General features: G+C 41.4%; 24 protein-coding genes. 3 read left to right on the top strand and 21 right to left on the bottom strand.

What is annotated here, in order from left to right; translation table 11 throughout:
• Nucleotide 1: 1 nt before the first annotated feature.
• From ACIGG7_RS15330 to ACIGG7_RS15315, 4 genes are all read right to left on the bottom strand, one after another.
• Nucleotides 2-2,221 carry an AAA domain-containing protein gene (locus ACIGG7_RS15330; protein WP_397550181.1) on the bottom strand — a complete coding sequence of 740 codons (2,220 nt, stop codon included), beginning with the start codon at nucleotides 2,219-2,221 and terminating at the stop codon, nucleotides 2-4.
• Nucleotides 2,222-2,346: 125 nt separating this feature from the next.
• The gene (locus tag ACIGG7_RS15325; RefSeq protein ID WP_397550180.1) at nucleotides 2,347-2,982 is read right to left on the bottom strand and encodes a lytic transglycosylase domain-containing protein; all 636 of its coding nucleotides are present in this window, start codon (nucleotides 2,980-2,982) and stop codon (nucleotides 2,347-2,349) included.
• A gap of 147 nt (nucleotides 2,983-3,129) precedes the next feature.
• Entirely contained in the window at nucleotides 3,130-3,252 is a 123-nt protein-coding gene (locus ACIGG7_RS15320) for a YjcZ family sporulation protein (RefSeq protein ID WP_172655644.1), read from the bottom strand.
• A 218-nt stretch (nucleotides 3,253-3,470) separates the two neighbouring features.
• Nucleotides 3,471-5,000, bottom strand: coding sequence for a glycine betaine uptake BCCT transporter (locus ACIGG7_RS15315; RefSeq protein WP_397550179.1), 1,530 nt, complete (start codon nucleotides 4,998-5,000; stop codon nucleotides 3,471-3,473).
• 587 nt (nucleotides 5,001-5,587) lie between these two features.
• Between ACIGG7_RS15315 and ACIGG7_RS15310 the strand changes: the two genes are divergently transcribed.
• Nucleotides 5,588-5,716 (top strand): hypothetical protein, encoded by a 129-nt coding sequence (locus ACIGG7_RS15310; RefSeq protein ID WP_263628068.1) that lies wholly within the window; start codon nucleotides 5,588-5,590, stop codon nucleotides 5,714-5,716.
• Between the two features lie 75 nt (nucleotides 5,717-5,791).
• Here ACIGG7_RS15310 and ACIGG7_RS15305 read toward each other — a convergent pair whose 3' ends face one another.
• Nucleotides 5,792-6,364, bottom strand: coding sequence for a 3D domain-containing protein (locus ACIGG7_RS15305; RefSeq protein ID WP_397550178.1), 573 nt, complete (start codon nucleotides 6,362-6,364; stop codon nucleotides 5,792-5,794).
• A 310-nt stretch (nucleotides 6,365-6,674) separates the two neighbouring features.
• On the bottom strand, nucleotides 6,675-7,478 hold the full coding sequence (locus ACIGG7_RS15300) for a 3D domain-containing protein (RefSeq protein ID WP_224940753.1): 804 nt from the start codon (nucleotides 7,476-7,478) through the stop codon (nucleotides 6,675-6,677).
• A 390-nt stretch (nucleotides 7,479-7,868) separates the two neighbouring features.
• On the opposite strand from ACIGG7_RS15300, the gene ACIGG7_RS15295 reads away from it, so the two are divergent.
• Nucleotides 7,869-8,027: a DUF8096 family protein gene (locus ACIGG7_RS15295; RefSeq protein WP_224940755.1), complete on the top strand. Its 159-nt coding sequence runs from the start codon at nucleotides 7,869-7,871 to the stop codon at nucleotides 8,025-8,027.
• Nucleotides 8,028-8,076: 49 nt separating this feature from the next.
• Here ACIGG7_RS15295 and ACIGG7_RS15290 read toward each other — a convergent pair whose 3' ends face one another.
• The 8 genes from ACIGG7_RS15290 to ACIGG7_RS15255 form a co-directional block, all read right to left on the bottom strand.
• Nucleotides 8,077-9,363: a methyl-accepting chemotaxis protein gene (locus ACIGG7_RS15290; protein WP_397550177.1), complete on the bottom strand. Its 1,287-nt coding sequence runs from the start codon at nucleotides 9,361-9,363 to the stop codon at nucleotides 8,077-8,079.
• Between the two features lie 317 nt (nucleotides 9,364-9,680).
• Complete coding sequence (map, locus tag ACIGG7_RS15285; RefSeq protein ID WP_397550176.1) at nucleotides 9,681-10,424, bottom strand: type I methionyl aminopeptidase; 744 nt, start codon at nucleotides 10,422-10,424, stop codon at nucleotides 9,681-9,683.
• Nucleotides 10,425-10,529: 105 nt separating this feature from the next.
• The gene (locus tag ACIGG7_RS15280; RefSeq protein ID WP_397550175.1) at nucleotides 10,530-11,798 is read right to left on the bottom strand and encodes a DUF2254 domain-containing protein; all 1,269 of its coding nucleotides are present in this window, start codon (nucleotides 11,796-11,798) and stop codon (nucleotides 10,530-10,532) included.
• Between the two features lie 63 nt (nucleotides 11,799-11,861).
• Nucleotides 11,862-12,548: an LrgB family protein gene (locus ACIGG7_RS15275; protein WP_224940759.1), complete on the bottom strand. Its 687-nt coding sequence runs from the start codon at nucleotides 12,546-12,548 to the stop codon at nucleotides 11,862-11,864.
• The gene (locus ACIGG7_RS15270; protein ID WP_224940760.1) at nucleotides 12,532-12,912 is read right to left on the bottom strand and encodes a CidA/LrgA family protein; all 381 of its coding nucleotides are present in this window, start codon (nucleotides 12,910-12,912) and stop codon (nucleotides 12,532-12,534) included. The genes ACIGG7_RS15275 and ACIGG7_RS15270 overlap by 17 nt, the downstream gene beginning before the upstream one ends.
• A gap of 109 nt (nucleotides 12,913-13,021) precedes the next feature.
• Nucleotides 13,022-13,675, bottom strand: coding sequence for a type 1 glutamine amidotransferase domain-containing protein (locus ACIGG7_RS15265; RefSeq protein WP_318246405.1), 654 nt, complete (start codon nucleotides 13,673-13,675; stop codon nucleotides 13,022-13,024).
• Between the two features lie 163 nt (nucleotides 13,676-13,838).
• Nucleotides 13,839-16,001 (bottom strand): DNA topoisomerase III, encoded by a 2,163-nt coding sequence (locus tag ACIGG7_RS15260; RefSeq protein ID WP_397550174.1) that lies wholly within the window; start codon nucleotides 15,999-16,001, stop codon nucleotides 13,839-13,841.
• A 150-nt stretch (nucleotides 16,002-16,151) separates the two neighbouring features.
• A complete protein-coding gene (locus tag ACIGG7_RS15255) occupies nucleotides 16,152-17,249 on the bottom strand; it encodes a M24 family metallopeptidase (protein ID WP_397550173.1) in 1,098 nt (365 codons plus the stop codon).
• A gap of 260 nt (nucleotides 17,250-17,509) precedes the next feature.
• Between ACIGG7_RS15255 and ACIGG7_RS15250 the strand changes: the two genes are divergently transcribed.
• Nucleotides 17,510-17,605: a putative holin-like toxin gene (locus ACIGG7_RS15250; protein WP_224940763.1), complete on the top strand. Its 96-nt coding sequence runs from the start codon at nucleotides 17,510-17,512 to the stop codon at nucleotides 17,603-17,605.
• Nucleotides 17,606-17,846: 241 nt separating this feature from the next.
• Here the strand turns inward: ACIGG7_RS15250 and ACIGG7_RS15245 are convergent, their stop codons facing one another.
• From ACIGG7_RS15245 to ACIGG7_RS15215, 7 genes are all read right to left on the bottom strand, one after another.
• Nucleotides 17,847-18,290, bottom strand: a complete 444-nt coding sequence (locus ACIGG7_RS15245) for a DUF4064 domain-containing protein (RefSeq protein WP_224940764.1) — start codon at nucleotides 18,288-18,290, stop codon at nucleotides 17,847-17,849.
• 61 nt (nucleotides 18,291-18,351) lie between these two features.
• Entirely contained in the window at nucleotides 18,352-18,771 is a 420-nt protein-coding gene (locus ACIGG7_RS15240; protein WP_397550360.1) for an NUDIX hydrolase, read from the bottom strand.
• Between the two features lie 113 nt (nucleotides 18,772-18,884).
• Complete coding sequence (locus ACIGG7_RS15235) at nucleotides 18,885-19,733, bottom strand: oxidoreductase (RefSeq protein WP_397550172.1); 849 nt, start codon at nucleotides 19,731-19,733, stop codon at nucleotides 18,885-18,887.
• A 267-nt stretch (nucleotides 19,734-20,000) separates the two neighbouring features.
• On the bottom strand, nucleotides 20,001-20,561 hold the full coding sequence (locus ACIGG7_RS15230) for a hypothetical protein (RefSeq protein WP_224940765.1): 561 nt from the start codon (nucleotides 20,559-20,561) through the stop codon (nucleotides 20,001-20,003).
• A gap of 114 nt (nucleotides 20,562-20,675) precedes the next feature.
• On the bottom strand, nucleotides 20,676-22,340 hold the full coding sequence (locus tag ACIGG7_RS15225) for a glycerol-3-phosphate dehydrogenase/oxidase (RefSeq protein ID WP_397550171.1): 1,665 nt from the start codon (nucleotides 22,338-22,340) through the stop codon (nucleotides 20,676-20,678).
• 170 nt (nucleotides 22,341-22,510) lie between these two features.
• Nucleotides 22,511-24,001 carry a glycerol kinase GlpK gene (gene glpK / locus ACIGG7_RS15220; protein ID WP_224940767.1) on the bottom strand — a complete coding sequence of 497 codons (1,491 nt, stop codon included), beginning with the start codon at nucleotides 23,999-24,001 and terminating at the stop codon, nucleotides 22,511-22,513.
• An 18-nt stretch (nucleotides 24,002-24,019) separates the two neighbouring features.
• Nucleotides 24,020-24,850, bottom strand: coding sequence for an MIP/aquaporin family protein (locus ACIGG7_RS15215; RefSeq protein ID WP_397550170.1), 831 nt, complete (start codon nucleotides 24,848-24,850; stop codon nucleotides 24,020-24,022).
• Nucleotides 24,851-24,906: the final 56 nt, after the last annotated feature.

Genomic DNA, 24,906 nt, shown 5'->3' with positions numbered 1-24,906 from the left:
TTTATTTTTCTTCAATCATTTTGAAAAATTGGCCTGTTATTTTCTTTGATAAAATTCTTACGTGGAATGGGAATGGATGCGCCCCATTTGCAAATGAGTTGAACCAAATCACTTTATCGTCAAGTGCAATAAAAGGAATCGAAGTTGATGAGTCCTTTAATACGATCTTTGCATCCTGAGCTGATTCAATACCTGATTGACAGCGAATCACCACCTGCTTATCTTCTGCTGCAGTTTGTAATGCCATCATTAATGGTCGTGGAATATCTTTTTTATCTTGGACGTTCACTATAATTTTGGTTTTTGCTGCTTTAAAATCTTTTAATAACTTATTGAAATCATTGGATTCGATCCACTTCATTTTCTTTGTGGACGTGGGATAGAGTGAACTGCTATTCTCACTTTTTCCTTCAAGTTGAAGGTGAGAAATCAATTGATGTACAGGTTTGGATCTATCGGTCTTTTGTTGAATGAATGCATCGTTTCCAACAAGGATAAACTTCCCCCTTGCACGAGTGATGGCTACATTAATAAGCCTTTCGCTTCCTTTTTGGGTAATCAACCTTCCTGGCTTACTGTGGGATTCCCCATCAACAAGATCAAACAGAATCATATCATTTTCAGATCCTTGAAAGCCGTGAACAGTAGATGCATATAGATCCTCAGAAGCCCGCCCACTCCTTACTAATTCATCCAGCAACAGATTATACCATTTTGCCTGAGCTCGATACGGTGTCACCACACCAATTGAAGGCAACCCATCCCCCATTGCCTGAATAATCAGCTGAATAGATACCAGACTCGATAACACATTCCATCTTGATCCTTTTTGAGTTTCTGCCCACTCCGTCCCTTCTATGAGTGAAAATAATACGGCACCATATGAAGGAAAGGGTTTTTTTTCGGTGATGCAAGAACGAATCGCTTCTACGGAAGGATGATCTCCCACTCTTGAATGATAAATATAATGGTTGGAGAATGATGAAATACTCGGGTGCATGCGTCTCTGTTCCGGAAGCAATAATAGTTGGGGATGATCCTCCCCTCTCTCTACGGCATCCGCCACACCTGATGAATGAAAGATGTCTTCCTTTAACCATTTGACTGCCATGCTGTGAAAAGAAGTTGAAATGGGTGGCAGCTGTTTGAAGTCCCCACAGATGATGATCCTGTTCCCAAGCGACGCAGCGAATGCAACTTGGGGAACATATGCCATACTTGCTTCATCCACAATGATTAGGTCGAATTCCTGTTCATAAAGGAGCTTATCGATAGCTGCTTTCGATAGAGTTGTCCCGATCACTTTAGCCTCTGAGACCAGATCCCCTTCTCTCCTCTTAAAGGTTTCTTTGATTTTTTGGTAATGTACTTCAAGTTGTGACAACCTTTCTGAATCATATGCAGAATAGGTTTTGGATAACTTTTTTTTCAGCCTTTTTCTATAGATTTCAACCTTTCCTTTTTCCTCGGAAAGGGATGGGTCCTGTTGTTCCAATAATTGAAGAACATTCAAATCTGTGACATCTTCATTTATACGTTTTCTGCTTGCTCCGTATCTTATGACTTCTCCAGGTATCCACCTGTCATGGCTGCTTAGAAAATGATGCATTTCTTCTATTAATACATCCACTGCAGCATTACTATGGGAAAGAAGGAGCACTTTTTTTCCCTCTGAATAATGATAAGCCGCCACTCGGGCAAGGGTATAGGTCTTTCCTGTACCCGGAGGTCCCCACAGATATGTGACGGGGTTATACTTGCTTCTGACATATGCTTCGTGCTGTGGTGATTTATATTCAAACTGTTTTTTGTTTTTTTCAGGAAACATAACCTGGTGAATTCGCTCTGTTTTCCCATGACGTTCCTTGGCCTCATCCAATCGTTCCATGAGCTTTTCAAGGATGTCCCAGGGTTCATGAAGAATCTGTCCATAGGTAAACGTATCTCCCAGAAACTGATCGAACTCAAGTATGCACTCACGGTCCTCTGAACTAATCACCACGCCTTGGATCAAGGATTGCTTACGCTTAAAGATGACGCTTCCCCCCTCGGGTAGCAAAGCTTGATAGTGAAAGGTGAACCAATAGATATAAGCACCTTCCTCTTTTCGTATGCATCTACCTTCTTCAATAGGGACACCTGAATTTTCTCGTTTTTTCAACTGTAGAATTTCCATATCAAGAGCAGTTTTCCACTCATCTATCATGTTCATTATTTTCATCGTAATCACCTTTGTCATACTTTAAAAATCAAGAACCTTATCATATCAATTTATTGAATGCGTGTATAGGTAATCAAAAAAAGAACCGTTCACAAAGCAACGGTTCTTTTGATCTGGTTCATCTATTACATAGGCTTTCCTGTTGTTTTCTTATCCTCTTCCACGAATCGATCAGCATAATACAAAACGTCTTCTACATATTGTTCACTGTGATTATAGGCAAATACCGCTTGTTCGATATTTCCATCAGCCGCCCCATTTCGTGCCAGATAGTTAGCGGCACTGAATATGGCATCTTCTATTTGGAAAGGATCCGCTTTTCCATCCCCGTTTGCATCCACCCCGTATCCTCCATATTTCTTAATAATAGCGGGGTCTGTCTTTTGATCTGAGGGGATGTTTCCCTCCCCAAGTCCTGAGCAGCTAGGGTGTGACCAGCCTACAAAGGTACAAGGCATGAATTGCATGTGTCCTTCAGCTCCCGCTGGAGAAACAAGCGTCTTCATTGTGGAGAATTTCGTCTCAACTCGATGATGAGCGGCCAGTAAATACCAAGGTACACCGTATTTTTCCTGAGCGGCTTTATAGATAGGGATATACTGGGCGGGAATTTCTTCTTTTCCAATCGAAGAAAGGTTATATGATTGATCCCCAATGTTGACAGCATAATAAAGCGCTAAAATGACGAAGGGGATGAGTATGATCCTTAAAGGTGATGAAGTTTTCTTGTTTTTTGGCCGTTTTTTTCGTGTTTTAGGCATGGGGTCGATCCTTTACAAGGGAATTTATACTCCTTGTATTCTAATATGATATTCAATCGCTGACAATCCATAAAGGACAAAAAAATGCCCCCGAACAGCGATTTATCATCAGCCATTCGGAAGCACCTAACCATTATCTATTTAATGTTAACAAACAAACGCTGCTCCAACGATAATTAAAAGGATGAATAAAACTACGATTAACGCGAAACCACCAGCGTAGCCACCACCGCAGCCATATCCATATCCAGGGTATCCATATCCATACATCATCAGTCACCTCCAGTTATCTTACTACGATATTAATGTATGTAGTGGACAAAATGTAGGTTAATGAAATTCATCAAACATCCTCCGCCAAGATTTTGCGAACATGACTGATTGCGATGAATAAAGGGTTCTTCCTATATGAAAGATGTCAAAAATGATGAAAACGTCCAGTTCAGCATAAAGAAAACGCCTGGAAGCTTCCAGGCGTTTTAAGTCGTTTACATTTGTTCTTTAGGTTCTTTCGTTTTTCTAGGCTTAGGCTTAATGTATAAACCTAATTCCTTTTTCTCCTGATTTAGTGACTTGTACAGAGAAATCATCATGAGTGCCATTATCACTGAGAACGGCAATGCTGCGACGATCAATGCATTCTGTAAAGCCTGTAACCCACCGCTATATAGTAAAATCAATGCCACGGTAGACTGTGCAAGTCCCCATGTTAATTTAACATAGTTTGGTGGTGTTAACGAACCGTAAGTGGTTTGCATCCCTAACACAAAGGTAGCTGAGTCAGCAGATGTGATAAAGAATGTTCCAATCAGCGTGATGGCTATGACAGAAAGGATTGTTGACCATTCAAATCCGTTAAAGACGGCGAACAGAACTTCTTCTGTATTAAGATCCGAAAGAGCTGTACCGGCTTGTTGCACTTCAATTGCAGAAGTACCGAAAGTAGCGAACCAAATGAAGCTGACAAGAGCAGGTAGAAGTAATACCCCGATCAAGAATTCGCGAATGGTCCTTCCTCTTGAAACACGTGCGATGAAGATACCGACGAATGGTGACCAGGAAATCCACCAAGCCCAGTAGAAAATGGTCCATCCATTGATCCATGAACGATGCTCTTCGTTTAATGGCGCAATCCTGAAGCTCATTGCGGCGATGTTTTGAATATAAGCACCAATCGTATCCGTGAACATATTCAAGATCAGTAACGTAGGTCCGATGAAGAACACTAATACGAGAAGGGCAATGGCAAGTACCATATTCGTATTGGATAAGTATTTAATTCCTTTACTTAATCCTGACCATGCTGAAATCATAAACAAGACGGTTACCACACCGATAATGATGGCCTGGACGGTGAAGTTGTTTGGAATATCAAGCAGGTAGGAAAGCCCGCCATTAATTTGTGCTGCTCCGAATCCTAACGTTGTTGCAACCCCTACGACCGTGGCGAATACGGCAAGGACATCGATGACCGTTCCCAGTGGTCCATTCACTTTGTCTCCAAAAATAGGCTTCAACGTAGCGGAAATTAATCCCGGTTCATCTTTACGGAATTTATAATAAGCAAGTGCTAATGCAACGATAGCATAAATCCCCCATGCGTGAATGCCCCAGTGAAAGAATGTATAACGCATCGATTCTTTAATTGCCTGGTCAGTTCCCCCTTCTGCCATTGGAGGAGCCATATAGTGAGACAGCGGTTCCGCTGCCCCCCAGAATACTAAACCAATTCCCATACCTGCACTAAATAACATGGCGAACCATGTTCCTTTTGTATACTCAGGCTTTTCATCCGGTTTTCCTAATCGAATCGTTCCCATGGGACTAAAGATTAAGAACACACAGAAGATCACAATTACTGTAACTAAAATAAGATAATACCAACCAAAAGTCGAAGTAATGAAAGTCTGCATATTAGCTGTTATGGTTTCAAACGATTTTGGTGCGATTGCTCCATACCCGACGGCAGCAACAACCAGTAATACGGTAATCCAGAAAACATTGGATATTCTCTTCATAAAATTCTCCTTTCCAAATTCTAAGGTTTTTTTAGCTCATTTCTTAATGAAGGGTACTACAGTGGGATTCGAGGTGTTTATTCAAGCAATATGTACACCTACTGCAAATGCCCCCTCATGTTGAAAGAGTCTCAGTTAATGCCGATGGGAAAATGTGCATTCTGAGGATGAGGGAATGATTACTTATTACCTATTCCCTAGTCACTCTCTTATAAAACCAACATTTGTTACCCTATCAGAAAGAAGTTTACTTTTGCAAGTGAAAACTATCATTATTTTTATTAGTCTTTGTCATTTTTTGAATTTCATTCCTTTTCTTTTTCATCGCATTATCCCTCTCTTTCTGTTTCTTCATCTGATACTAATTGGAAATGGAATCGCTTTACTCATATGGTGTAATAGAGATATCCCCTCTTCTTTCATGGTATTTTCTCGCCTTGACTTATATAGGTTGATCTCAAAGAAATAATGTCGCTGATACTTGAAAGGATGGGGTAGATGAATTGGAAATCTTGGTGTCATTTATATCTATTATTCAATACTCTTTGGGAGAAAATAATGATGACATCTACTTAGGAGGTAATCCGATGAAAAATCATAAACAAACACAGCATGAGGCATCAAAAAAATTGGCTAAACAACAAATGGGTGAAGAAATAGAACTGAAATCCGTCGCTCCAGCTGCCAGAAAGAGTAAAAGCACAGAGGGGAAATAAGCAATGGAGTTCATACTATAGGAGTAAAAAAGAGCATATGAAAAAGGACGCCGACAGTGGCGCCCTTATCATTACTTACTCTTTTATAATTTTGACCTTTACATCTCTTACCCCATACTGAAGGGCATCCTTTTCTTTTTCCATATAGATGTCGATGCGGTTCCCTTTAATTGCTCCGCCTGTATCTTCCGCACGGGCATAACCGTACCCTTCTATATAAACCTTAGATCCGAGAGGTATGACGCTTGGATCTACTGCAATCACTCTCGCATCAGGGTTTTCAATTAAATCGACCCCTGTTTTCGTAATACCGATACAACCCTCACAATGTGCTGTATAAGCCGTTGCTTTGATATCTAGTTCTTTAACAACGTTATCGTCCTTCTTCTCCGTAGTCTTTGCAGATTTTACAGCTTGCTCAGTCTGAGATTCCTCATTCACAGAATACCCTTCTTCTAACAATTGCTTGCGTGTGCCCACCTCATCGATGGAAACATGATATCGATTGGCGATTTCCCACAGGATATCGCCTTCTTCTATATTATGATAATCATTTATGTCAGTATCATTGCTTTCCGCTGATGCAGAGGCAAGTCCGATTGTAAGAAAAACTGTGAAGGAAAAAATGGAAAATAATACTTTTTTCATCTTGTTAAATTCCTCCTTTTGTGATTGGTTAAGAAACCAACAGTTGAAATAGTAACATAGACTTACCTCAGGCACATAACAAACTGTTTATAAACCAATAACAATTAGATGACAAGCATGTAATATTTCATTAATTCTGTCGACTCTTTTAAAAGAATTCTATGTATTTCATATGGAGGGAAATATTGTTTGGTTTCTGTGAGTAGTATAGAAAGATATGGTTTCATGTATTAGAAGATTACCGGATGAAGGATTTCAATGATGAGCGTAAAAAAACCACTGAGAATAATTTCTCAGTGGTTTTACTCTATTATTTTGTTTCAAGGATTTTTACATTTACTGTTTTTCTTCCGAAATCAAGTGCTTGATCTTTTGAAGGAAGGAACACGTCAATACGGTTACCTTGAATGGCTCCGCCTGTATCTTCTGCAGTCGCGTAACCATACCCTTCAACATACACTTTAGATCCTAGTGGAATAACATCCGGATCTACTGCGATCACTTTTGCATCAGGATTTTCTTTTAAATTCACGCCGGTAGCCGTTGTACCTGAACAGCCATCACAATTTGCAGTATACGCAGTGGCTTCTACCGTAATTTCTTTTACTGCTGTTTGTTCAGCGGCAGGTTCAGCTTGAGCTGGTTCTGCTTCTTTAGTTGGCGCTTCAGCTTCTGGAGCTACTTCTGCTTCTTGATTCTTAGCAGGGGCTTCTGCTTTTTCAGAAGTATTTGCAGCAGCTGAAGTTGATTTATCGTCTAGATTGATGATTAGTTCTTGTCCTGGAATAATTAGGTCGCTATCAAGGGCATTCCATCCCACAAGACTGTCAACTGAAATTCCATAAAGGGAAGAGATTCCCCAAAGTGTGTCACCTTTTTTTACTGTATAGTATTCCTTAGAAGAAACCTGGAGTTCCTGGTCAGGATATATAACGTGCGAACCTAGGTTATTCCATGTCATGAGTTGATCAACTGATGTTCCGTATTCCTGTGCAAGTCCCCATAATGTGTCGCCTTTTTTTACTTCTATGTTCTGTGCTGAAGCGCTAGCTCCACCAGACACTGCAAGTGTTGTAAATGCAGCCACAGAAATAATCGATTTTTTAAGTTTCATAGAAAAATTCCTCCTTATGTAGCTAGCGGTTTATTTATTTTTGCTAACAGGGAAAATACTAACATAGTAAAATCTCAATTCAATAACAGGAAAATTAACATCGTGCGTCAAGAATATTTCACTTCTGTAATAGAAAGTGTTTTCCTGGATGAACTATCATATAGAGGAAGACTATGGATAAAATAAAAGAATATTTTAGATAAAAAGTTAATTTATGGACTTTCACTGCATATTTGATGGCTCAAAAAAATGAAAGAAATGCCTACGTTAAGGCACGGTCTCGCAGTGTGGCTATCGCAATAATTGGCACCCTTTGACGATTTTCGCTTAACAAGTTAGCGCATTCCCTCTATACTATAGAAAGAAGTATGGTGTTAATGGGGGAAGACAATGAAGGAAGAACAAGAAGAGAATATCGTCCTTTATAAGGATGATCCTGACGAACATAGTGGTCGTTGCGAATGTGGGAACAACATTTTTAAATCCAGGGTGCTGGATGGAAAGTTTTTTCGTAAGTGCCAGGAATGCGGTAAAACCAAGATTGTATAATAGTAAAAGAAAGGGCATAAGGGATTTAATCCCCTTTGCCCTTTCTTTTTTATGTGTTCATTTTTTGAATGATGGTGGAAGCGAATTGTACCAATTCATCTGTCGTATGATTTATTTTCTTAATTGCTTCTACTATGTGATGTAATTCTGATTGGTTCCGTTTGAACATGTCCATATAGTTTTCCATTTCCATCTGGACCGTCATGATTCCACTTTGGACATTCCCAATCTCCTGACGTGAGTTCTCTGTCAAATCAGTCATGTTACGGACGCGATTTGACACAATGCCGATTTGCTTGTTGCTTTCATTGACGAGCTGATGGATGGAATTACTCAGTTCCTTCGAATCTTCCGCCAGTTTTCTTACCTCTGATGCCACCACTGCAAATCCTCTACCTTCATTTCCTGCCCTTGCAGCTTCAATGGATGCATTTAATGCAAGAAGATTTGTTTGCTCAGCTATTTGCTGAATGGAGTTAGAGAGCGGTGTAATCTGCTCGGCTATATCCTTAACCCCTTTAATTTCTTTCAGTAAGGTATTGATTTGTTCTGTGATGATCCCGAAGCTCTCAATCATATGATCCGTTTGATCTTTATTCATTTTAGAAAGTTGAAGGAGGTTTTTGCTGCTTTTTTCGGTATTTTCTGATTCTGCCCGGATTCTTTCAGCTTTTGTCGCAGTCTCATTCAGGCTTTGTTCCGTTTGACTTAAGGATGATCCGAGTTCTGTATTCATGTTCAGCATTTCTAATTGAAGTTCCTGGTTTTCCAGATGCAGCTTTTCAAGTTCGTCCATTCTGCTCTGTATGTAATATTCAGATACGATACTCGCATCTAAATGAATACCGTGATCTATTGCAACAAGAACAGATGCAAGCTTAGAGGGGTCATTTTGATATAATTCAACAATCTTTGGAATTAATAGATGCTGGATCGTGGTGTAAGTCGAAATAAACCAATCAATCGTCACTCCATTTCGGTTATGAGTTTTGCCCATCCGTTCTCTCATGGAAAAATACTCATCATTCAGTTCACCAGAAAATAAGGACCTGAAATAGTCATGGAAAACGGCCTTTAATCGTTCCCTGCTTGAATGGTTCACGGCAATCTCGACTAAACTTGGATGCTTGTACAAGTGATCAAGTACAGTTTCGAGGAAGGTGTCTGATAGTTGGTCGTATACGGGAAGGATCTCATTTAATTCTTGAAGGTGGTGTTCTTGAAACTGCATATAATGTAGTCTTTCATTCAATTTTTTATCTTTCAATACAATGACATTTGATTCGCGAACGAGCACAGGTTCATTCTTTGGTTTTTTTGAGAATAATACAGCCATTTTGAGGTGCCTCCGATATAAATGTTATTTTTTGGGCTAATTGTATAATTTTTGTACAACTACAATAAGTATACTTTACCCCAACTTTTTTCCTAATACAATCATTTTGTTTACAAAGTATTCAAAACTCTCTATTGTTTGATTCTATGGAATGTATGAATGAGAATCTCTACATGCAGTTTGACGGGGAATTCGAAAGTGCGACGAACCACTTACATTATGCTTATACTATCACTTATACAAAACATGTACAAAAGGAGGGACGGACCTGCGATTCCAGGAATATCTCCCGGAATCAAGGTCCGTCCCTCTCTTCTTTACTTTGTTAGGATGATTGGTTCATCTTTGGTGATGATGATGGTATGTTCAATTTGGGCAACGAAGCTGTTGTCCGGGGTGATGTATGTCCATCCGTCTCCTTTTTCGACTACGTTTTGGGCTTTTGTGGAGACAAATGGTTCAAATGCGATGACTGTTCCTTCTTTTAATAAAGCGTTATCCCAAGGATCGAAGTAATTCAGGATGTGGTCCGGTTTCTCGTGCAGTGAGCGACCAACCCCGTGCCCGGTTAAATTCATGATCACAGTGTATCCATTTTTTCTCGCCTCATTATTTACGGCTTTTCCTATTCCGTTCTGTTTCGAACCGGCTCTCGCCTTTTTGAGTCCTGCCTCGAATGATTTCAGCGCAGCATCACACAAATCTGTAAGCTTCGGATCGCCTTCGCCGACAACGAATGAAATGCCTGTATCTGCATAATAGCCATTTTTAGATCCAGATACGTCTATATTGACAAGGTCCCCTTCATTAATAACCCTTTCTCCAGGGATGCCGTGGGCAACTTCTTCATTTACGCTGATGCATGTAAACCCGGGAAAGTCATATTCCCCTTTTGGTCCTGAGATGGCATCATGCTCTTCAAACAATTTGCCAGCCCTATCGTCCAATTCCTTAGTGGTAACGCCAGGTTTTGTGTGAGTTCGCAGCTCATCGCGGATCATGGCAACAATACGCCCGATTTCTTTTAATGCTTGTAAGTCTTTATCCGTTTTGACAATCATAATATCTTCCTTCTCTATTTGAATTTCCTTCCCTTACTATACAGAAACATCCTGCATTTTTAAAGGGAAAGCCTCTCATGAAAGGAGCTGGTTTTCAATCATCCATCATTGTTCAGGTGTCAGTCTTTTGATCTTTTCGTTTAAATAGTACAAATCCCACTCCTGCATTTGATCCATATCCATTCCATGCAGTACATATTTATGAAAATCGTAAACAATATGTTTCCGGTCCATATTTCCACTTTGGTCTATCATAATAAGTGAGTCCATGATAGATAGGATCACAGAAATATCGCCTTTCCCATAATGAACAATCTGATAATACGTGTTATAGAGAATGTGATTGAATGAAAATAAAGTCACCATGACCCGGGGATGCCGGTCATCATCATGCAACGTAAGGACCCCGTCCTGGATCCGGTGAGTTTCACTTAGGATCAGTCCTAAATATTTTATTGAATCCCTTGCTGTGTTGGGATCATTTATGCCGGGAGAAATGGCTCTCAGGGCTATTTCCACTATCTTTTGTAAGGAATAGGCAAGGTCATATTCACCCATTCGTTCTCTGCCAATGAATAGATATGGGCTTAAATCTTTTTCATGCTGTTGATGGCTATGGATGGAGAAGAGAGTTTCTCCTTCTTTTACAAAATCACCTATACCTTTTTCAAAATTGATAAGAACATCCTCCTGAGAAGCGTGATTCACCAATGCTGAAAAGTCTATATATTGGATAAATCCAGTTTTATGAGATGTATATTCCCTCACTCTATCGTATTGAACCGGGATGGTTTTGTATGGATGAATCTCTTGATCTTTTTGGATTTCCTGATAATAGTCAATCACCTTTAACGCTTCTTCTTCCAAGCGCTCGATTAAGCGGCTGATCTGAATGGAAGTCGCAATGTGGTGAATGAAGTAGGCAAAAAAAGCCAGACAGACAATGGCGTAAAGAACTCCGATAAAAGCAGATGATACCAGATGCTCTTCAAGGCTCTGCCTCATAAATAAGAGAGAAATGATGGAGTAGATAAAGCCGCCCAGAAAAATCCCCAGGCCTCTCATTGTCGTTTTATCCTTCACAAAATTTTGAAGGGTTCTTGGTGAGAACTGAGATGAGTATGTCGTCAGCACAACCATCACAGTAGAAAATGTAAAGGTGGTCATCGTTAGTAGGGACGATGCAATTGCACTCAATACTGTTTGAGCCAGGTCAATGCTCGTCAACATCATGACCGGGAGGAACGGTTCAATTTTATGTATCCAGTATGTATCCAGTGATACAGTGGTGATGGCCAGCGCCAACGAAGCTGAACTGTAAAGAGCGGGAACGACCCATATCCCTTTTCGGATTTTCATAACGAATGATTTCACTGCTGGCCTCTCCTTTGTTCATTAGGTGTGCGCTCCTTTATAGCTTCTCCCTTCACCCTTTTTTCAAACCAAAAGAAATAGGATAGGAATGAGAAAAGACATGATGGTGGCAGTCAATGCCATGGCGGCGCCGCTGACAGCTCCTTCTCTCTCTCCTTCTTTTATGGCTTGGGCTGTACCCACTCCATGGGAGATGACACCGAATGGAAGGCCTTTAGCAATCGGGTGTTTAATGCCGATCACCTTCAGGATTGTAGGGATAATCATGGCACCTATCATACCTGTGACGATGACTACCGTGGGGATGACTTCGATTTTCGCCCCAATCTCCCTCCCGATTTCAACTGCCACTGGAGTGGTGATGGTTTTTAATAGTAATGATCGGCTCCAGTCAGTCGGGATACCTAAACGGATGCTGATGTAATAAGACACCAGCATGGACATGCCACTTCCGAACAGAATGCCTAAAAGGATGGGTTGAATGTTTCTCATGAGCAATAATCGATGCTGATAAAGGGGATACGCAAGGGATACTGTCGCCGGACCAAGTAAATAGGTGATAAGTGAAGTGTCATGTGCATATTCCTTGTACGGAATATCCAAGATCAATAACGTGATAATAATCGCAACCGTACTTAGAAAGATCGGGATCGTGAACGGATTTGGCCAGTGCTGATGGATTCGGACAGCAAGAAAAAAATATAGGAGTGTAATGCCTGTTGTGAGCAGGAAACTAATGAGATCGGTCATATGTTCTTTTCTCCTTCCAATTGATGAGCATTTCTGCTGATACAGAAGTGACTACGAATCCAACTAGTCCACTTACGATCAGAATAAGGGCAAGCTTCCATCCCATTTCAATAAAATACGGACCAAGGACAATTGCACTGACCGATAAAGGGAGGAAAAAGAAGGAAAAGTGTCTTAGAAAAAATCCCGAGCCGTCCATCAATATCCTTTCATTTAGGACCCCCGTCAATAATAATAAAAATAAAAGCATCATCCCGATGATGCTTCCGGGGATTGGTAGGTGAAAGAAGGATGTACACCATTTTCCGATTTCATAAAAAATACAGAGAATAGCTATTTGTATCATGATCCGGATAGCTTGCATATGCTTCCCCCTTCTCCTCTTTCTTCTCCCGATTTTATCACATTTGATGATCATTTTGAGAACAAAAAAAGAGCATGGTTTGAACCCATGCTCTTTCTGAAACAATTTGTTACAGCACTTTAACGAACGCTTCCGCAGCTGACTGACTGGATTGTGGATTCTGACCAGTCACGAATTTTCCATCGGTGATCACATGATTGCTCCATGCATCAGATTTTTCGAATTGTGCTCCCTGTTCTCTCAATTTTGTTTCTAATAAAAAGGGCATCAGTGAATCCAGTCCTGTTTGCTGCTCTTCTTCGTTCGTGAATGCCGTTAAACTTTTTCCCTCAACCAGCCATTTACCATTTGAGAGTTTCGTTCCGACAAATCCTGCCGGACCGTGACAAACAGAACCGATCGCCTTATCATTTTCAGCGAAATGGGTCAACGCTTTCTTGAGCTCTGGACTCTCAGGAAGGTCAAACATGGTCCCGTGACCTCCCGGTAAGAAGATACCGGCATATTCATTCACATTCAATTGGGAAAGGACCAATGTTTGATCGAGTTCCTTCGTGACACCTTTCCATCTTTCCACCTGTTCATCATCAAGACTGTTTGGATCCAGTGGAATGCGACCTCCTTTTAAACTTGCCACATCCACACTGTAACCTTGATTTCTAAATTCTTCATATGGTTCAGCGAACTCAGATAACCAAAGACCTGTTTCGTGTTCGTCGTCGATTTTGCTTTCGTTTGTTAACACCATCAATATCTTCTTCAATGTATACCCTCCATTTTTTCAATCGTTGATTTCCTATCACTCTTTTGTTTTATCCATTTTAGAGAAAAATAAACTTCTTCCAATCAATATTCTCTCCGAGGTTGAATGGTCAAAAAAGAAAAAAGCGGCTCCAAATAAATGAAGCCACCATTTCTCATAGGGGTTAGTTAACATCAAATTGGAATTGGATTTTTTTCTGGTGGGTATCCCAGCTTAGGTAAGCCGAAAATTCCTTTTCCCCTTTCTTGAAACCGTCTATTCGATCGGATTTCCCCTCTTTTAATACTTGTTTAACGATTTTTTGGGTGATTTTTTTTGATAGGATGGTCTTGGAGATCGTAAAGCTGCACTTCGTCTTTTGATAATTGGAACATCCATAGAATTTCCCTTTATCGATGACCTTACCATCACATTTCAAGCATCTGCCAAGACTGGCTTTAGTCGCAGGTTTCCCTTTCTTTCCCTTCCTTCGTTGGATGGAATCTGTATCCAGATCCTCGAACTTCCAGGTCTGGGATTCTTTAAGGGCATTTTGAACGAGCCGATCACTTAATTTTTTTACTTGTTCCATAAATTCGGGTGCAGACGCTTTTCCTTTTCCTATTTCTTGCAAGCGCTGTTCCCATTTTGCCGTCATTTCCGCTGAAGATAACACATTCTCCCCAATTGCACGAATTAATACTTTGGCTTTATCAGTTGGGAAAACAATATTTTTTTGGATATCAATGTACTTTCGGTCCTTAAGCATCGTGATAATCCCGGCCCTTGTCGCTTCTGTTCCCAGTCCCTCTGTTTGCTTCAGCACTTTTTCCAGTTCATCATTATCCATATGTTTACCCGCGGTCTTCATTAACGTTATCAATTGTCCTTCTGTATATCGCTTTGGGGGCTGGGTTTTTCCTTCTTTAGTAATGACCTTCTTCACGAATCCTTTATCCTGTTCGGCAACTGGTGGCAATAGAGGATCGTCTTCTTTATCATGCTGCATAAGGACTTTACGCCAACCCTCCTGTAGGATCTGCTTTCCTTTAGAAATGAACTCAGCCCTATCATCCACGATGGTGGTGATGGTAGTGTAATGTATGATCGCTTTGTCATGATGAGCAGCGATAAATCGCTTCACGACTACATCATAAATCTTTCTCTCATCTTCTGGTAAAGAGCCAGGGTCAGTTACTTGTTCCGTTGGGATGATGGCGTAGTGATCGGAAACCTTTGCTTCATTTACGAATCGTTTATTGTTCAATAGACTTGCTTCCGGAGCGGGGATCCATTGATTGTAGGGGCTATATGCCTGTAGCTTAGTCATGATTTCCGGAAAAGCTTCCGCTTCGCCTTTTGTTACATATTGGGAATCTGACCTAGGGTATGAGACGATCCCTTTTTGATAGAGCTTCTGGAGCACATCCAGTGTCTTCTTTGGAGAGAACTTATACATTTTATTGATGGTTGCCTGCAAGGCTGAAAGATTGAATAGTAAAGGGGGAGAGAACTCTTTTCTCTCTACGTTCATGTTCGTTACGGAAGCGGGTTTGTTTTGACAAAAAGAAGCAATCTTTTCGGCAAGCTCACGTGATTGTATTCGGCTCTCCCCGTCCTTTTGCCAAATTCCTTCATAGGTGTAATCACCAACCTGAAAATCGGCCTTCACTTCCCAGAAGGGTTCACTTCTAAAACGATCAATTTCTTCATCCCTTCTCACAATCAACGCAAGTGTCGGTGTCTGGACCCTGCCTGCAGAGAAAACATCCGACATCCCCTGCTGTTTTAAGAGGATACTGTATACTCTTGAAGCATTCATCCCTACCAGCCAGTCGGCACAAGCCCTTGAATAGGCTTCATAATACAGATTTCTCATCTCGGTTTCTTCTCTTAAACTCTCAAATCCTAGTGTAATGGCCTTTTCGGTCAAGGAAGAAATCCATAATCTCTTCATCGGTTTCTGTACGCTGGACATGGAGACGATATTCCGGATGATCAATTCCCCTTCACGTCCCGCATCACCGGCATGAATGATTTCTGTCACTTCCTTTTTATTCAGCAGTTCTTTGATGACGGAGAATTGTTTGGCTTTGGCCCTCTGCAGTTCATACTGGAATCTATGTGGGATGATGGGAAGATCATCGAGTGTCCACTTCTTCCATTTGCTTTCATATTTTTCAGGGCCTTGAAGCTGAAAAAGATGTCCTACTGCCCACGTAATATAAGCCCCTTTAGGGAATATAGCGGTTGGATGGATTTCGATGTATCCTTGACGTTTCCTGTGTGGGAACGGTTTGGCAAGGGTTGCCCCTTGATCGGGTTTTTCAGCTATAACGACTTTCATAACATTCTCCTGTTCCGTATATGATGCTTTAATTATAACATTTTCAAGAACTCTTGTTCTATTGAATTTAGAAATTGTTGTTCAGTTTGATATGAATGGAAGACATCATAAAAAGAAGGCTAACGCATAAACGTCAGCCTTCCTATGTGTCTATTCGATGATTTGAAGGTCTTTAGGGTAGTTGGTTAATGTTGTGTAACCATCTTTCGTGATGAGCACATCATCTTCAATTCTAACACCGCCGATTTCAGGTACGTAGATACCAGGCTCTATGGTGTATGTCATTCCTTCTTTTAAAATGCCGTCATTCAAATGGCTCATAGAAGGAAATTCGTGGACGTTGATTCCCAATCCATGTCCGATACGGTGTGGGAAGTAGTCCCCGTATCCTGCATCGGTGATGATATCACGTGCGATTTGATCTAAGTCACCAATTCGATTGCCAGGTTTACTCGCCTCTAATGAAGCTAGCTCAGCCTTTAAGACTGTGTTATACATTTCCTTCTGTTTATTCGATACCGATTTATAGGCAACGGTTCGGGTGATATCTGAAGTATATCCTTCCAGTACGACCCCAAGATCAAACAACACAAGATCTCCAGCTTTCAATTGACGGTCCCCTGGATTTCCGTGTGGATCTCCACCCTTTTCACCGAAAAGTACCATTGTAGAAAACGACATTTCACGGATGCCTTTTTTCTTAAGTTCGTACTCAATCTTTGCAAGGACCTCCATTTCTGTTATGCCTTCCTGGAGGGCACTTACACCTACTTCTACCCCAAAGTCCGCCATTTTTGCAGCACGTCGCATGATTTCGATTTCCTTCTCGTCTTTCACAAGGCGCATTTCGTTTAACTTGTCTTCCGCATTTACGATTTGGGGTGCATCAAAGATGTTCAGGAATTCTTGACTGCGACCATAGGTCACCACTTCATTTTCGAAAGCTACCTTGTTCCCTTTGATGCTCCTTTTTTGAATGGCCTCTTGAATGAAATCCCATGGATTCTCATGATCAGAATAGCCTATCACTTCGCTGCTCCAGCCTGCATCCTTTATTTGACGCACTTCCATTCCAGGCAAAATCACAAAAGGTTCGGCTTCCGGGAAAATAAATAGTCCCATTAATCGCTCATGTGGGTCTGTGTGGAAGTTTGTTAAATAAAATACGTTTTCAGTAGAATTGATAAATGCTGCATCAATATTTTCTTCTTTTAACCAGTTTTTCACTATTTCTATACGTTGTTTCATTCAATGTTCCTCCTTGAATATCGTGGTGTTATGTAATCGTTTCATATGAGCATTTCTATGCTAACATATTTCGGTGAAAGTTTGAAATGATCTTGTCTCTTTGGATGAATCCCAACTATGAATGTCTGTTTTTTTGATCGGGAAATGCTTTTCCTACCTCTTGCCTATAAAGGAAGGAGTGTGATTGTGATATACTTTTCACTATACAGTGAATGTAGGGTGGGAGTGGCCACTTCCTTGTAAAGGAGGTGGTGCTTATAGTGACAACGTACGAGGCGTTAACGCTGATGATTACCTTTGGCTCTTTAATTGTCTCCATCATTGCCATTGTTATTTCAAATGACAAAAAGAAATAACCCCACCCTCATGAAGCGCCTAAACTTTGAAGGGTAGAGTTATATTCCTTTCTCTATTGGGCCACTGCTTTCCTTGCAGTTTGCTGTGTAGCAGGAGACACTGGTTGCCGCCAGTGTCTCTTGTTTTTTCTAGGATACTCTTCTTTTAAGATAATATAAATCCAGGTGGAAAGCAAGGTGGGGTCGAGCCTATTTTATTAAAATAAGAGCCCGGATAAGAGTATCCCTGGGCTCTGATCATTTAGTAAACCGGATCTATCTTCTTTGGTTTACGAACGAATGCCATGATGCCCGCAATCAAGAACAAAAGACCGGGGATAAATCCGAATCCGATTGTTCCAAGACCGATGACAAGAGCGGCAATGATAAACAGAATACCAGATAGCACCGGTTTTCTATTTTTAACAATGGTTAAGACAGCAATAATGCCGATGATGGAAGCTATGATGCCTAATATGACCAGATAAGAACCCATCGATTCAGCTGCTTCCATAATGGTATTCATATCCCCCGCTGTCATTCCTGAATCCTGCAGATTCGGGTCACTCTGCATTCCTTCTTCGATCTGGGACATGACGTCTGGACTGCTCATCCCCATGTTCATGACAATACCGATAATGGAAAATAATGCGGATAGAACAATACCGATAATTCCCATGATCACTTCTCCAGTGCGTTTTACCATTCTACTCTCTCCTTTTTGTGTTGTATTCTATAGTATATTGGGCTAAAACATCACTATTCCCTTAAGAGGATAGTGCGTTTTGCTTATGACTCATATATGCTTCAAGGATGGATTCATCCTCAGGAAAGCACAGGGGTAGTTTCTTTAACTCGGATAGTGTAATCCATTCTATTTTATGTATCAATTGATCAGGGTCTTGAAGAGTTGCAGCCCCTCCGATAAGCCGGGCTTCATAATAATGAATCTGTGTGGTGATGTTTCCTTCATTTCCCCATTTAGTATAAAGGTGTTTTACAACTTCCACCTCATAGCCGGTTTCCTCCCACACTTCACGCCTGCAGCATTCCATTAAGGTTTCCCCTTTCTCAAGGCCACCAGAAGGAACCGACCATCGTTTCTCTTCTTTTTCTTTTCCCTGCAATACCATCAATAAACGCCCTTCATTCATACAAAGAGCCGATGCCCCCTTCCAGTCGTACATGTATTCACCTCGTTTCATGTCATAGTCTCCTTAAAGCATATTCGCTCTTTTGACAAATTTCTCCTTCTTCACATTAAAATTCTTTATTTTCAGACATCTGCAGGATTCATGCTTCATTTGCGCATCTGTAGTTTTTTGAGGACGATGTCTTCGATGATTCCCCAAGGAAGGACCATTTTGAGGAGTAGCGTTAATCGAATTTTTTTTCCGATGGGATTTCTGAATGTACTTTTTTTACCCTGAGCAAGCTTTTTCACAAGGGCAGATACCTCACTTGGATCCCCATGTGAATCTACCTCAGCGTCCATTTCCTTAAGGATGTTGTTCATATAAAAATGATAAGGGGAATGTTTCTCTAACGAACGAGAAGTGATTTTTTTTCCTGAAGACCAAATATTCGTCCGATAAGAACCAGGCTCAATGAGGTAAACGTCAATGCCGAATGGTTTTACCTCTAGTCGGAGACTTTCACTGTACCCTTCAAGAGCAAACTTGGAAGAAACATAAGGACTTAATCCGGGGAATCCGAATTTTCCGCTAATGCTGCTCATATTTATGATCTTTCCATACCCGTGATTTCTCATAAAGGGGAGTACCAGCTGAGTGATCCTCATAACACCGAATACATTTGTTTCAAATTGCTCTCGGTATTCCTCGATGCTTACCTCTTCTGCAAAACCGCCTACTGCATAGCCTGCATTATTCATTAAGAGGTCCACTCTCCCCACTTGCGAAAGATAAGACGAAAACTTCTTTATAGATACTTCAGACGTCACATCCAAAGATTGAATATCGATGGATTGCTCCACACCTGCCTGCTTAGCAAGGGAAATTAAAGCTTCTCTTTTAGAAGGATCTCTCATTGTGGCAATCACTTTAAAGCCAGCCAGCGCAAGCTCTATTGTTGATAATAATCCGAAACCGCTATTGGATCCCGTCACAACCGCTATTTTTTCATTCATGTCGACTCTCCCCCTTTTCTATGAGTATATCAATTTCACGGACAGGACTTTCTAGATTTTTTAGAAAAACAAAAAAAAGGCCGGCTTCATCCCATTGAAGCCAGCCTTTGACGAGGAGTCGTGTCAATTTCTAATTTTAATTTACAGCTTGAACGGCAATCTTACAACTACCATTAGCTGTGATGTGTAGGTGTCTCAAGAAATGAATGGGAGACTTTAAGCGATTTCAGCATCATTTCGTATATTTATATAATTGTAAGCATAATTTTATTTTGCTCTCGTTGAAGCAACGATTTTTCCATCATTCGAATAGAAATTCAGTCTTGGAACAAAAAATCGATTTTCAAATGTCTCTATTTGGATGAAAAATGTCGGCTCACGCAAATTTACTCGTTTAAATTCAATATTCCGACGGTAGGTAAAGTAATCTGCGCCTAACTCTTCTCGATTGCCGTAAACGATAAATTGTCCATTATTCAAGAAACCGGTACCTACGGTCGCTTGGAGGGTATCATCAAAGTGATCCAATTCGAAAAAGGGAAGAAGCTTCATTTTCCTATAATGAACCAATCCGATTTCTTTTTCATTGTACTTATTTTTATAAGTATAAAGAAGAAGGTACTGTCCCCCGGCTTCTTTCTCTGAGACTACTTGCAAGTCATTATAAGACTTCATAGGTTCTGACTGTTGGAAATGTTCGATGATATTGCTTTTGGTGGTGATCATATCTCCTTTTTCAACAAAGAGCGTGATGCATGTTGCCAGAAGTGAAGATAATAGGATGGAGATAAACACTCTTCTTCTCCGCATTTTTTTATTTTCTTCCAATAGATATCCCTCCTGTCCCTAAAAGAAGCCTCTTATATCCCTATTTTACCATTTATGGAGGATTTAGTACTGAATGCACGCAAAAAAACGGCAGAACCTCTGCCGTTTCCTTCATCATGACTGTAAATCAATCGGTACCACTGCATTTTTTAATTCATTCTCTAATTCAATCGTGTATCGACCCTTTTGTTCGTCATTCCAATTCAATAATTTGGACATGATCTCGATGACAGGTTCCTTCCATTTCTCTACCCATTCTCGATCAAAGAATAAAGCACCTGTACGTCGAATAAAGAAATCCACCGGTGTGGCGGCCATTTCCTCCTGTATCGCATAAATAAGCTGTGCATACAGATAAGGAGGCACGGACATTTCGTCTGTTGTACCACTATAAGCATGAGCCAGCTTGAATAGCTGATCCACGTTGGATCCATACATACCGGCAAGCTTTCTTCCTTCTGCTTCTGTTAAGCCGAATTGTGCTGCTTCTCCTCCTTTTTGATCAATAAAGGATTGGAAGTTCTTTGAGCCCCTTACATGACCTCCTGAAATCGGCATATGCTTTGTCGAGGATGCCGGGAATTTCTGCTTGGTCTCTTCTTTTAATCGAGAAGAGACCAAGTCCACGACGTTTTCCCCCATTTTGCGGTAACCTGTCAATTTACCGCCTGCAATGGTGATCAGTCCACTTTCCGCTTCCCATACCTCATCCTTCCTTGATATTTCTGAAGGATCCTTTCCTTTTTCGAATATAAGCGGACGCACACCTGCCCAACTGGATTCTACATCCTCTTTGCCGACTGATACATCTGGGAACATAAAGTGAATGGCATTTAGAATATAGTCCCTGTCTTCTGATGTCATATGAGGGGATGCTTTCTCTGAGTCAAAGAATGTGTCCGTTGTCCCTACATAGGCTTTGCCATCACGTGGGATCGCGAATACCATCCGTCCATCGGGTGTATCAAAATAAACTGCCTGTTGGAGAGGGAACTTACTTTGATCAATGACAAGGTGAACCCCCTTGGTCAGGCGGAGCTGCTTGTTATTCGTACTGTAATCTTTCCCGCGGACATCATCCACCCATGGACCTGCCGCATTGACCATTTTCGATCCACGGATTTCGACCGTTTCCCCTGTTACCAGGTCTTCGGCTTCGATGCCAACTACTTTTTTATTATCATAAAGGAAACGCTGGGATTTCATATAATTTATGACGGTCGCCCCATGAGCAACGGCCTCTTTCATTACCTCGATGGTTAATCGTGCGTCATCGGTGCGATACTCGACATAGTAACCACCGCCCTTCAAGCCATCTTTTTTGACGAGGGGCTCTTTCGTTAACGTTTCTGATACGGACAACATAGACCGTCTTTCGCCTTTCTTAACTCCAGCAAGATAATCATATACCTTTAAGCCGATGGAAGTACTGAATTTCCCGAATGTTCCTCCTTTATGAAGGGGCAACAGCATCCATTCCGGGGTCGTGACATGAGGACCGTTTTCGTATACAATTTCACGTTCTTTTCCTACTTCTGCCACCATTTTCACTTCGAATTGTTTAAGATAGCGTAATCCGCCATGTACCAGTTTAGTTGAACGGCTGGATGTTCCCGCTGCGAAATCCTGCATCTCGACCAGGGCGACCTTCATTCCACGCTTTGATGCATCTAGCGCGATTCCTGCACCTGTAATCCCTCCCCCGATAACAATCAGGTCGTAATGAGTAGTCGCCAATGTATGTTTCACATCTTTTCTTGCAGTACTTGAAAATGTCATAATGGGTTCCTCCTAACAATGATAGAAATAAATGGTCTATATCTTACTGTTTAACCATAAAAAAAGAGACCGAAACAAACATTATGGTCGTAATGTGCCATAATGCATGCTTGGTCTCTCTTAGTCTCTAACCGTTTATTAACTTGTGATCATTATATCATAGTATTTTATTATTTAAAAGCCATAGTTGCTTTTACAGCTTTCTTCCATCCATCATACAGTTCTTCCTGAATTTCGGAGTCCATTTCAGGTTCGAATTGTTTGTCTTTATTCCACTGCTTGGAGATTTCATCCCGATCTTTCCAGAAACCGACGGCAAGTCCAGCCAAGTAAGCAGCACCAAGTGCGGTCGTTTCATTGACTACAGGGCGTTCAACCGGTACGGACAATAAATCGCTTTGGAATTGCATTAAGAAATCATTCTTGACCGCGCCTCCATCAACTCGAAGTTTCTTAAGGGAAATCCCGGAATCCGCTTCCATCGCTGTCAACACATCCTTTGTTTGATAGGCAAGGGACTCCAGAGTGGCTCTTACAAAATGCTCCTTAGAAGTTCCGCGGGTTAATCCGAAAACAGCTCCTCGGACATCACTATCCCAATAAGGAGTTCCAAGCCCTACAAATGCAGGGACGACATACACGCCGTCGGTTGAGTCCACTCTCTCTGCATAGTCCTGGCTATCTTTCGCATCTTTCAGCATACGCAAGCCATCACGCAGCCACTGGATTGCTGAGCCCGCAACAAAAATGCTTCCCTCCAGGGCGTATTCGACCTTCCCGTCGATTCCCCAGGCAAGTGTCGTCAATAATCCATTTTCAGATTTCACGGCTTTTTCCCCTGTATTCATGAGCATAAAGCATCCTGTACCGTACGTGTTCTTAGCCATTCCTTTCTCATAACATGCCTGTCCGAATAACGCAGCCTGCTGATCCCCGGCAGCACCCGCAATCGGAATCTCCCTGCCAAAGAAATGATACGGAACCGTTTTCCCGTAGACTTCTGAAGAGGGACGGACCTCTGGAAGCATGCTTGCCGGTACACCAAGAATATCAAGTAGTTCTTCATCCCATTTCAGGTCATGGATATTATACATAAGGGTACGTGATGCATTCGAGTAATCTGTTACATGAGCCGTTCCACCGGACATTTTCCAGATTAACCAGGTGTCTATCGTTCCGAAGAGTAGTTTACCCTCCTCTGCTTTTTCCTTTGCTCCTTCCACGTTATCCAGAATCCATTTGACCTTCGTGCCGGAGAAATAGGCATCGATCAGTAACCCTGTTTTATCCCGGAACGTGTCGTTTAACCCTTGTGATTTCAATTCCTCACAGATTCCTGCTGTTTGTCGAGATTGCCATACAATCGCGTTGTAAACCGGGTCACCGGTCTCTTTATCCCATACAACAGTCGTTTCTCGTTGGTTCGTGATACCGATTCCTTCAATTTGGTCGGGTTTAACGCTTGATTCCGATAAAACGCTTGCAATAACGGCCAGAATGGATCCCCATATTTCATTTGCGCTGTGCTCTACCCAGCCGGGTTTAGGAAAATATTGAGTAAATTCTTTTTGTGCCGTGTGAACAATTTCTCCTTTTTTATTAAATAGGATGGCTCTTGAGCTTGTTGTTCCTTGATCCAAAGATAAAATGTACTTTTCCATTGATAACCCCTCCATAGATTAATTTTCAGTTGATAGTTGATGTACTTTTTTCGCTAAGCTGGTCTTTCTGTCACTCGCATAGGCTAGTCCAAGCACAGCTAATGTGATGATCAGAACGATCCAGAAGCTTGCTGTGACCTGCCCAATGAAGATCGCTTTATAAAATACGCCACCAAATGATCCGCCGAGGACTGGCCCGACTACCGGAATCCATGAGTATCCCCAATTGGATGGCCCCTTACCTGGTATCGGAAGCAGAAAGTGTGCGATCCGCGGTCCCAAATCCCGGGCTGGATTGATGGCATATCCTGTTGTACCCCCAAGCGAGATCCCGATTGCGATGATGAGGAATCCGACGATAAATGGATTCAGTCCGTCTGTAAAGGTATTCGCCCCTATAGACAATAATCCTACTACTAATACAAAAGTTCCAATGATTTCACTTAATAAATTTGAAAAATAATGTGGGATCGCTGGTCCTGTAGCGAAAACGCCCAACTTAACGCCAGGGTCCTTCGTTGCATGCCAGTGAGGCAAAAAGTGTAAATACGTAACCGCTGCCCCGATGATCGCTCCGATCATTTGAGCAAGGATATACTTGGGTACGTCACTCCATGGAAAGTCGCCGTTGAAGGCAAGTCCTAACGTGACCGCGGGATTTAAGTGAGCTCCGCTAAACTTTCCGACTGCATATACGCTCATGGCAACACCTAAGCCCCAACCAAATGTGATCACGATCCATCCGGCGTTATAAGCAAATGACTTCTTCAGGTTTACATTGGCACAAACCCCTGCACCGAAGATAATCAGCATTGCCGTTCCAACCACTTCTCCTAAAAATGCATTCATGTATCATCCCTCGTTTCGACTGTATTTGGCTCTGTTTAAAACAACACATGAAACAA

Source organism: Rossellomorea sp. NPDC077527, assembly GCF_044542955.1.
GTDB lineage: Bacteria > Bacillota > Bacilli > Bacillales > Bacillaceae_B > Rossellomorea > Rossellomorea aquimaris_E.
This window is presented reverse-complemented; position numbering and strand designations above follow the sequence as displayed.

Coding starts and splice junctions, on each gene's coding strand:
- ACIGG7_RS15330 (WP_397550181.1), bottom strand. CDS start 2,221: ATGAAAATAATGAACATGATAGATGAGTGGAAAACTGCTCTTGATATG.
- ACIGG7_RS15325 (WP_397550180.1), bottom strand. CDS start 2,982: ATGCCTAAAACACGAAAAAAACGGCCAAAAAACAAGAAAACTTCATCA.
- ACIGG7_RS15320 (WP_172655644.1), bottom strand. CDS start 3,252: ATGTATGGATATGGATACCCTGGATATGGATATGGCTGCGGTGGTGGC.
- ACIGG7_RS15315 (WP_397550179.1), bottom strand. CDS start 5,000: ATGAAGAGAATATCCAATGTTTTCTGGATTACCGTATTACTGGTTGTT.
- ACIGG7_RS15310 (WP_263628068.1), top strand. CDS start 5,588: ATGAAAAATCATAAACAAACACAGCATGAGGCATCAAAAAAATTGGCT.
- ACIGG7_RS15305 (WP_397550178.1), bottom strand. CDS start 6,364: ATGAAAAAAGTATTATTTTCCATTTTTTCCTTCACAGTTTTTCTTACA.
- ACIGG7_RS15300 (WP_224940753.1), bottom strand. CDS start 7,478: ATGAAACTTAAAAAATCGATTATTTCTGTGGCTGCATTTACAACACTT.
- ACIGG7_RS15295 (WP_224940755.1), top strand. CDS start 7,869: ATGAAGGAAGAACAAGAAGAGAATATCGTCCTTTATAAGGATGATCCT.
- ACIGG7_RS15290 (WP_397550177.1), bottom strand. CDS start 9,363: ATGGCTGTATTATTCTCAAAAAAACCAAAGAATGAACCTGTGCTCGTT.
- map (WP_397550176.1), bottom strand. CDS start 10,424: ATGATTGTCAAAACGGATAAAGACTTACAAGCATTAAAAGAAATCGGG.
- ACIGG7_RS15275 (WP_224940759.1), bottom strand. CDS start 12,548: ATGACCGATCTCATTAGTTTCCTGCTCACAACAGGCATTACACTCCTA.
- ACIGG7_RS15270 (WP_224940760.1), bottom strand. CDS start 12,912: ATGCAAGCTATCCGGATCATGATACAAATAGCTATTCTCTGTATTTTT.
- ACIGG7_RS15260 (WP_397550174.1), bottom strand. CDS start 16,001: ATGAAAGTCGTTATAGCTGAAAAACCCGATCAAGGGGCAACCCTTGCC.
- ACIGG7_RS15255 (WP_397550173.1), bottom strand. CDS start 17,249: ATGAAACAACGTATAGAAATAGTGAAAAACTGGTTAAAAGAAGAAAAT.
- ACIGG7_RS15245 (WP_224940764.1), bottom strand. CDS start 18,290: ATGGTAAAACGCACTGGAGAAGTGATCATGGGAATTATCGGTATTGTT.
- ACIGG7_RS15240 (WP_397550360.1), bottom strand. CDS start 18,771: ATGTACGACTGGAAGGGGGCATCGGCTCTTTGTATGAATGAAGGGCGT.
- ACIGG7_RS15235 (WP_397550172.1), bottom strand. CDS start 19,733: ATGAATGAAAAAATAGCGGTTGTGACGGGATCCAATAGCGGTTTCGGA.
- ACIGG7_RS15225 (WP_397550171.1), bottom strand. CDS start 22,340: ATGACATTTTCAAGTACTGCAAGAAAAGATGTGAAACATACATTGGCG.
- glpK (WP_224940767.1), bottom strand. CDS start 24,001: ATGGAAAAGTACATTTTATCTTTGGATCAAGGAACAACAAGCTCAAGA.
- ACIGG7_RS15215 (WP_397550170.1), bottom strand. CDS start 24,850: ATGAATGCATTTTTAGGAGAAGTGGTTGGAACGGCAATGCTGATTATC.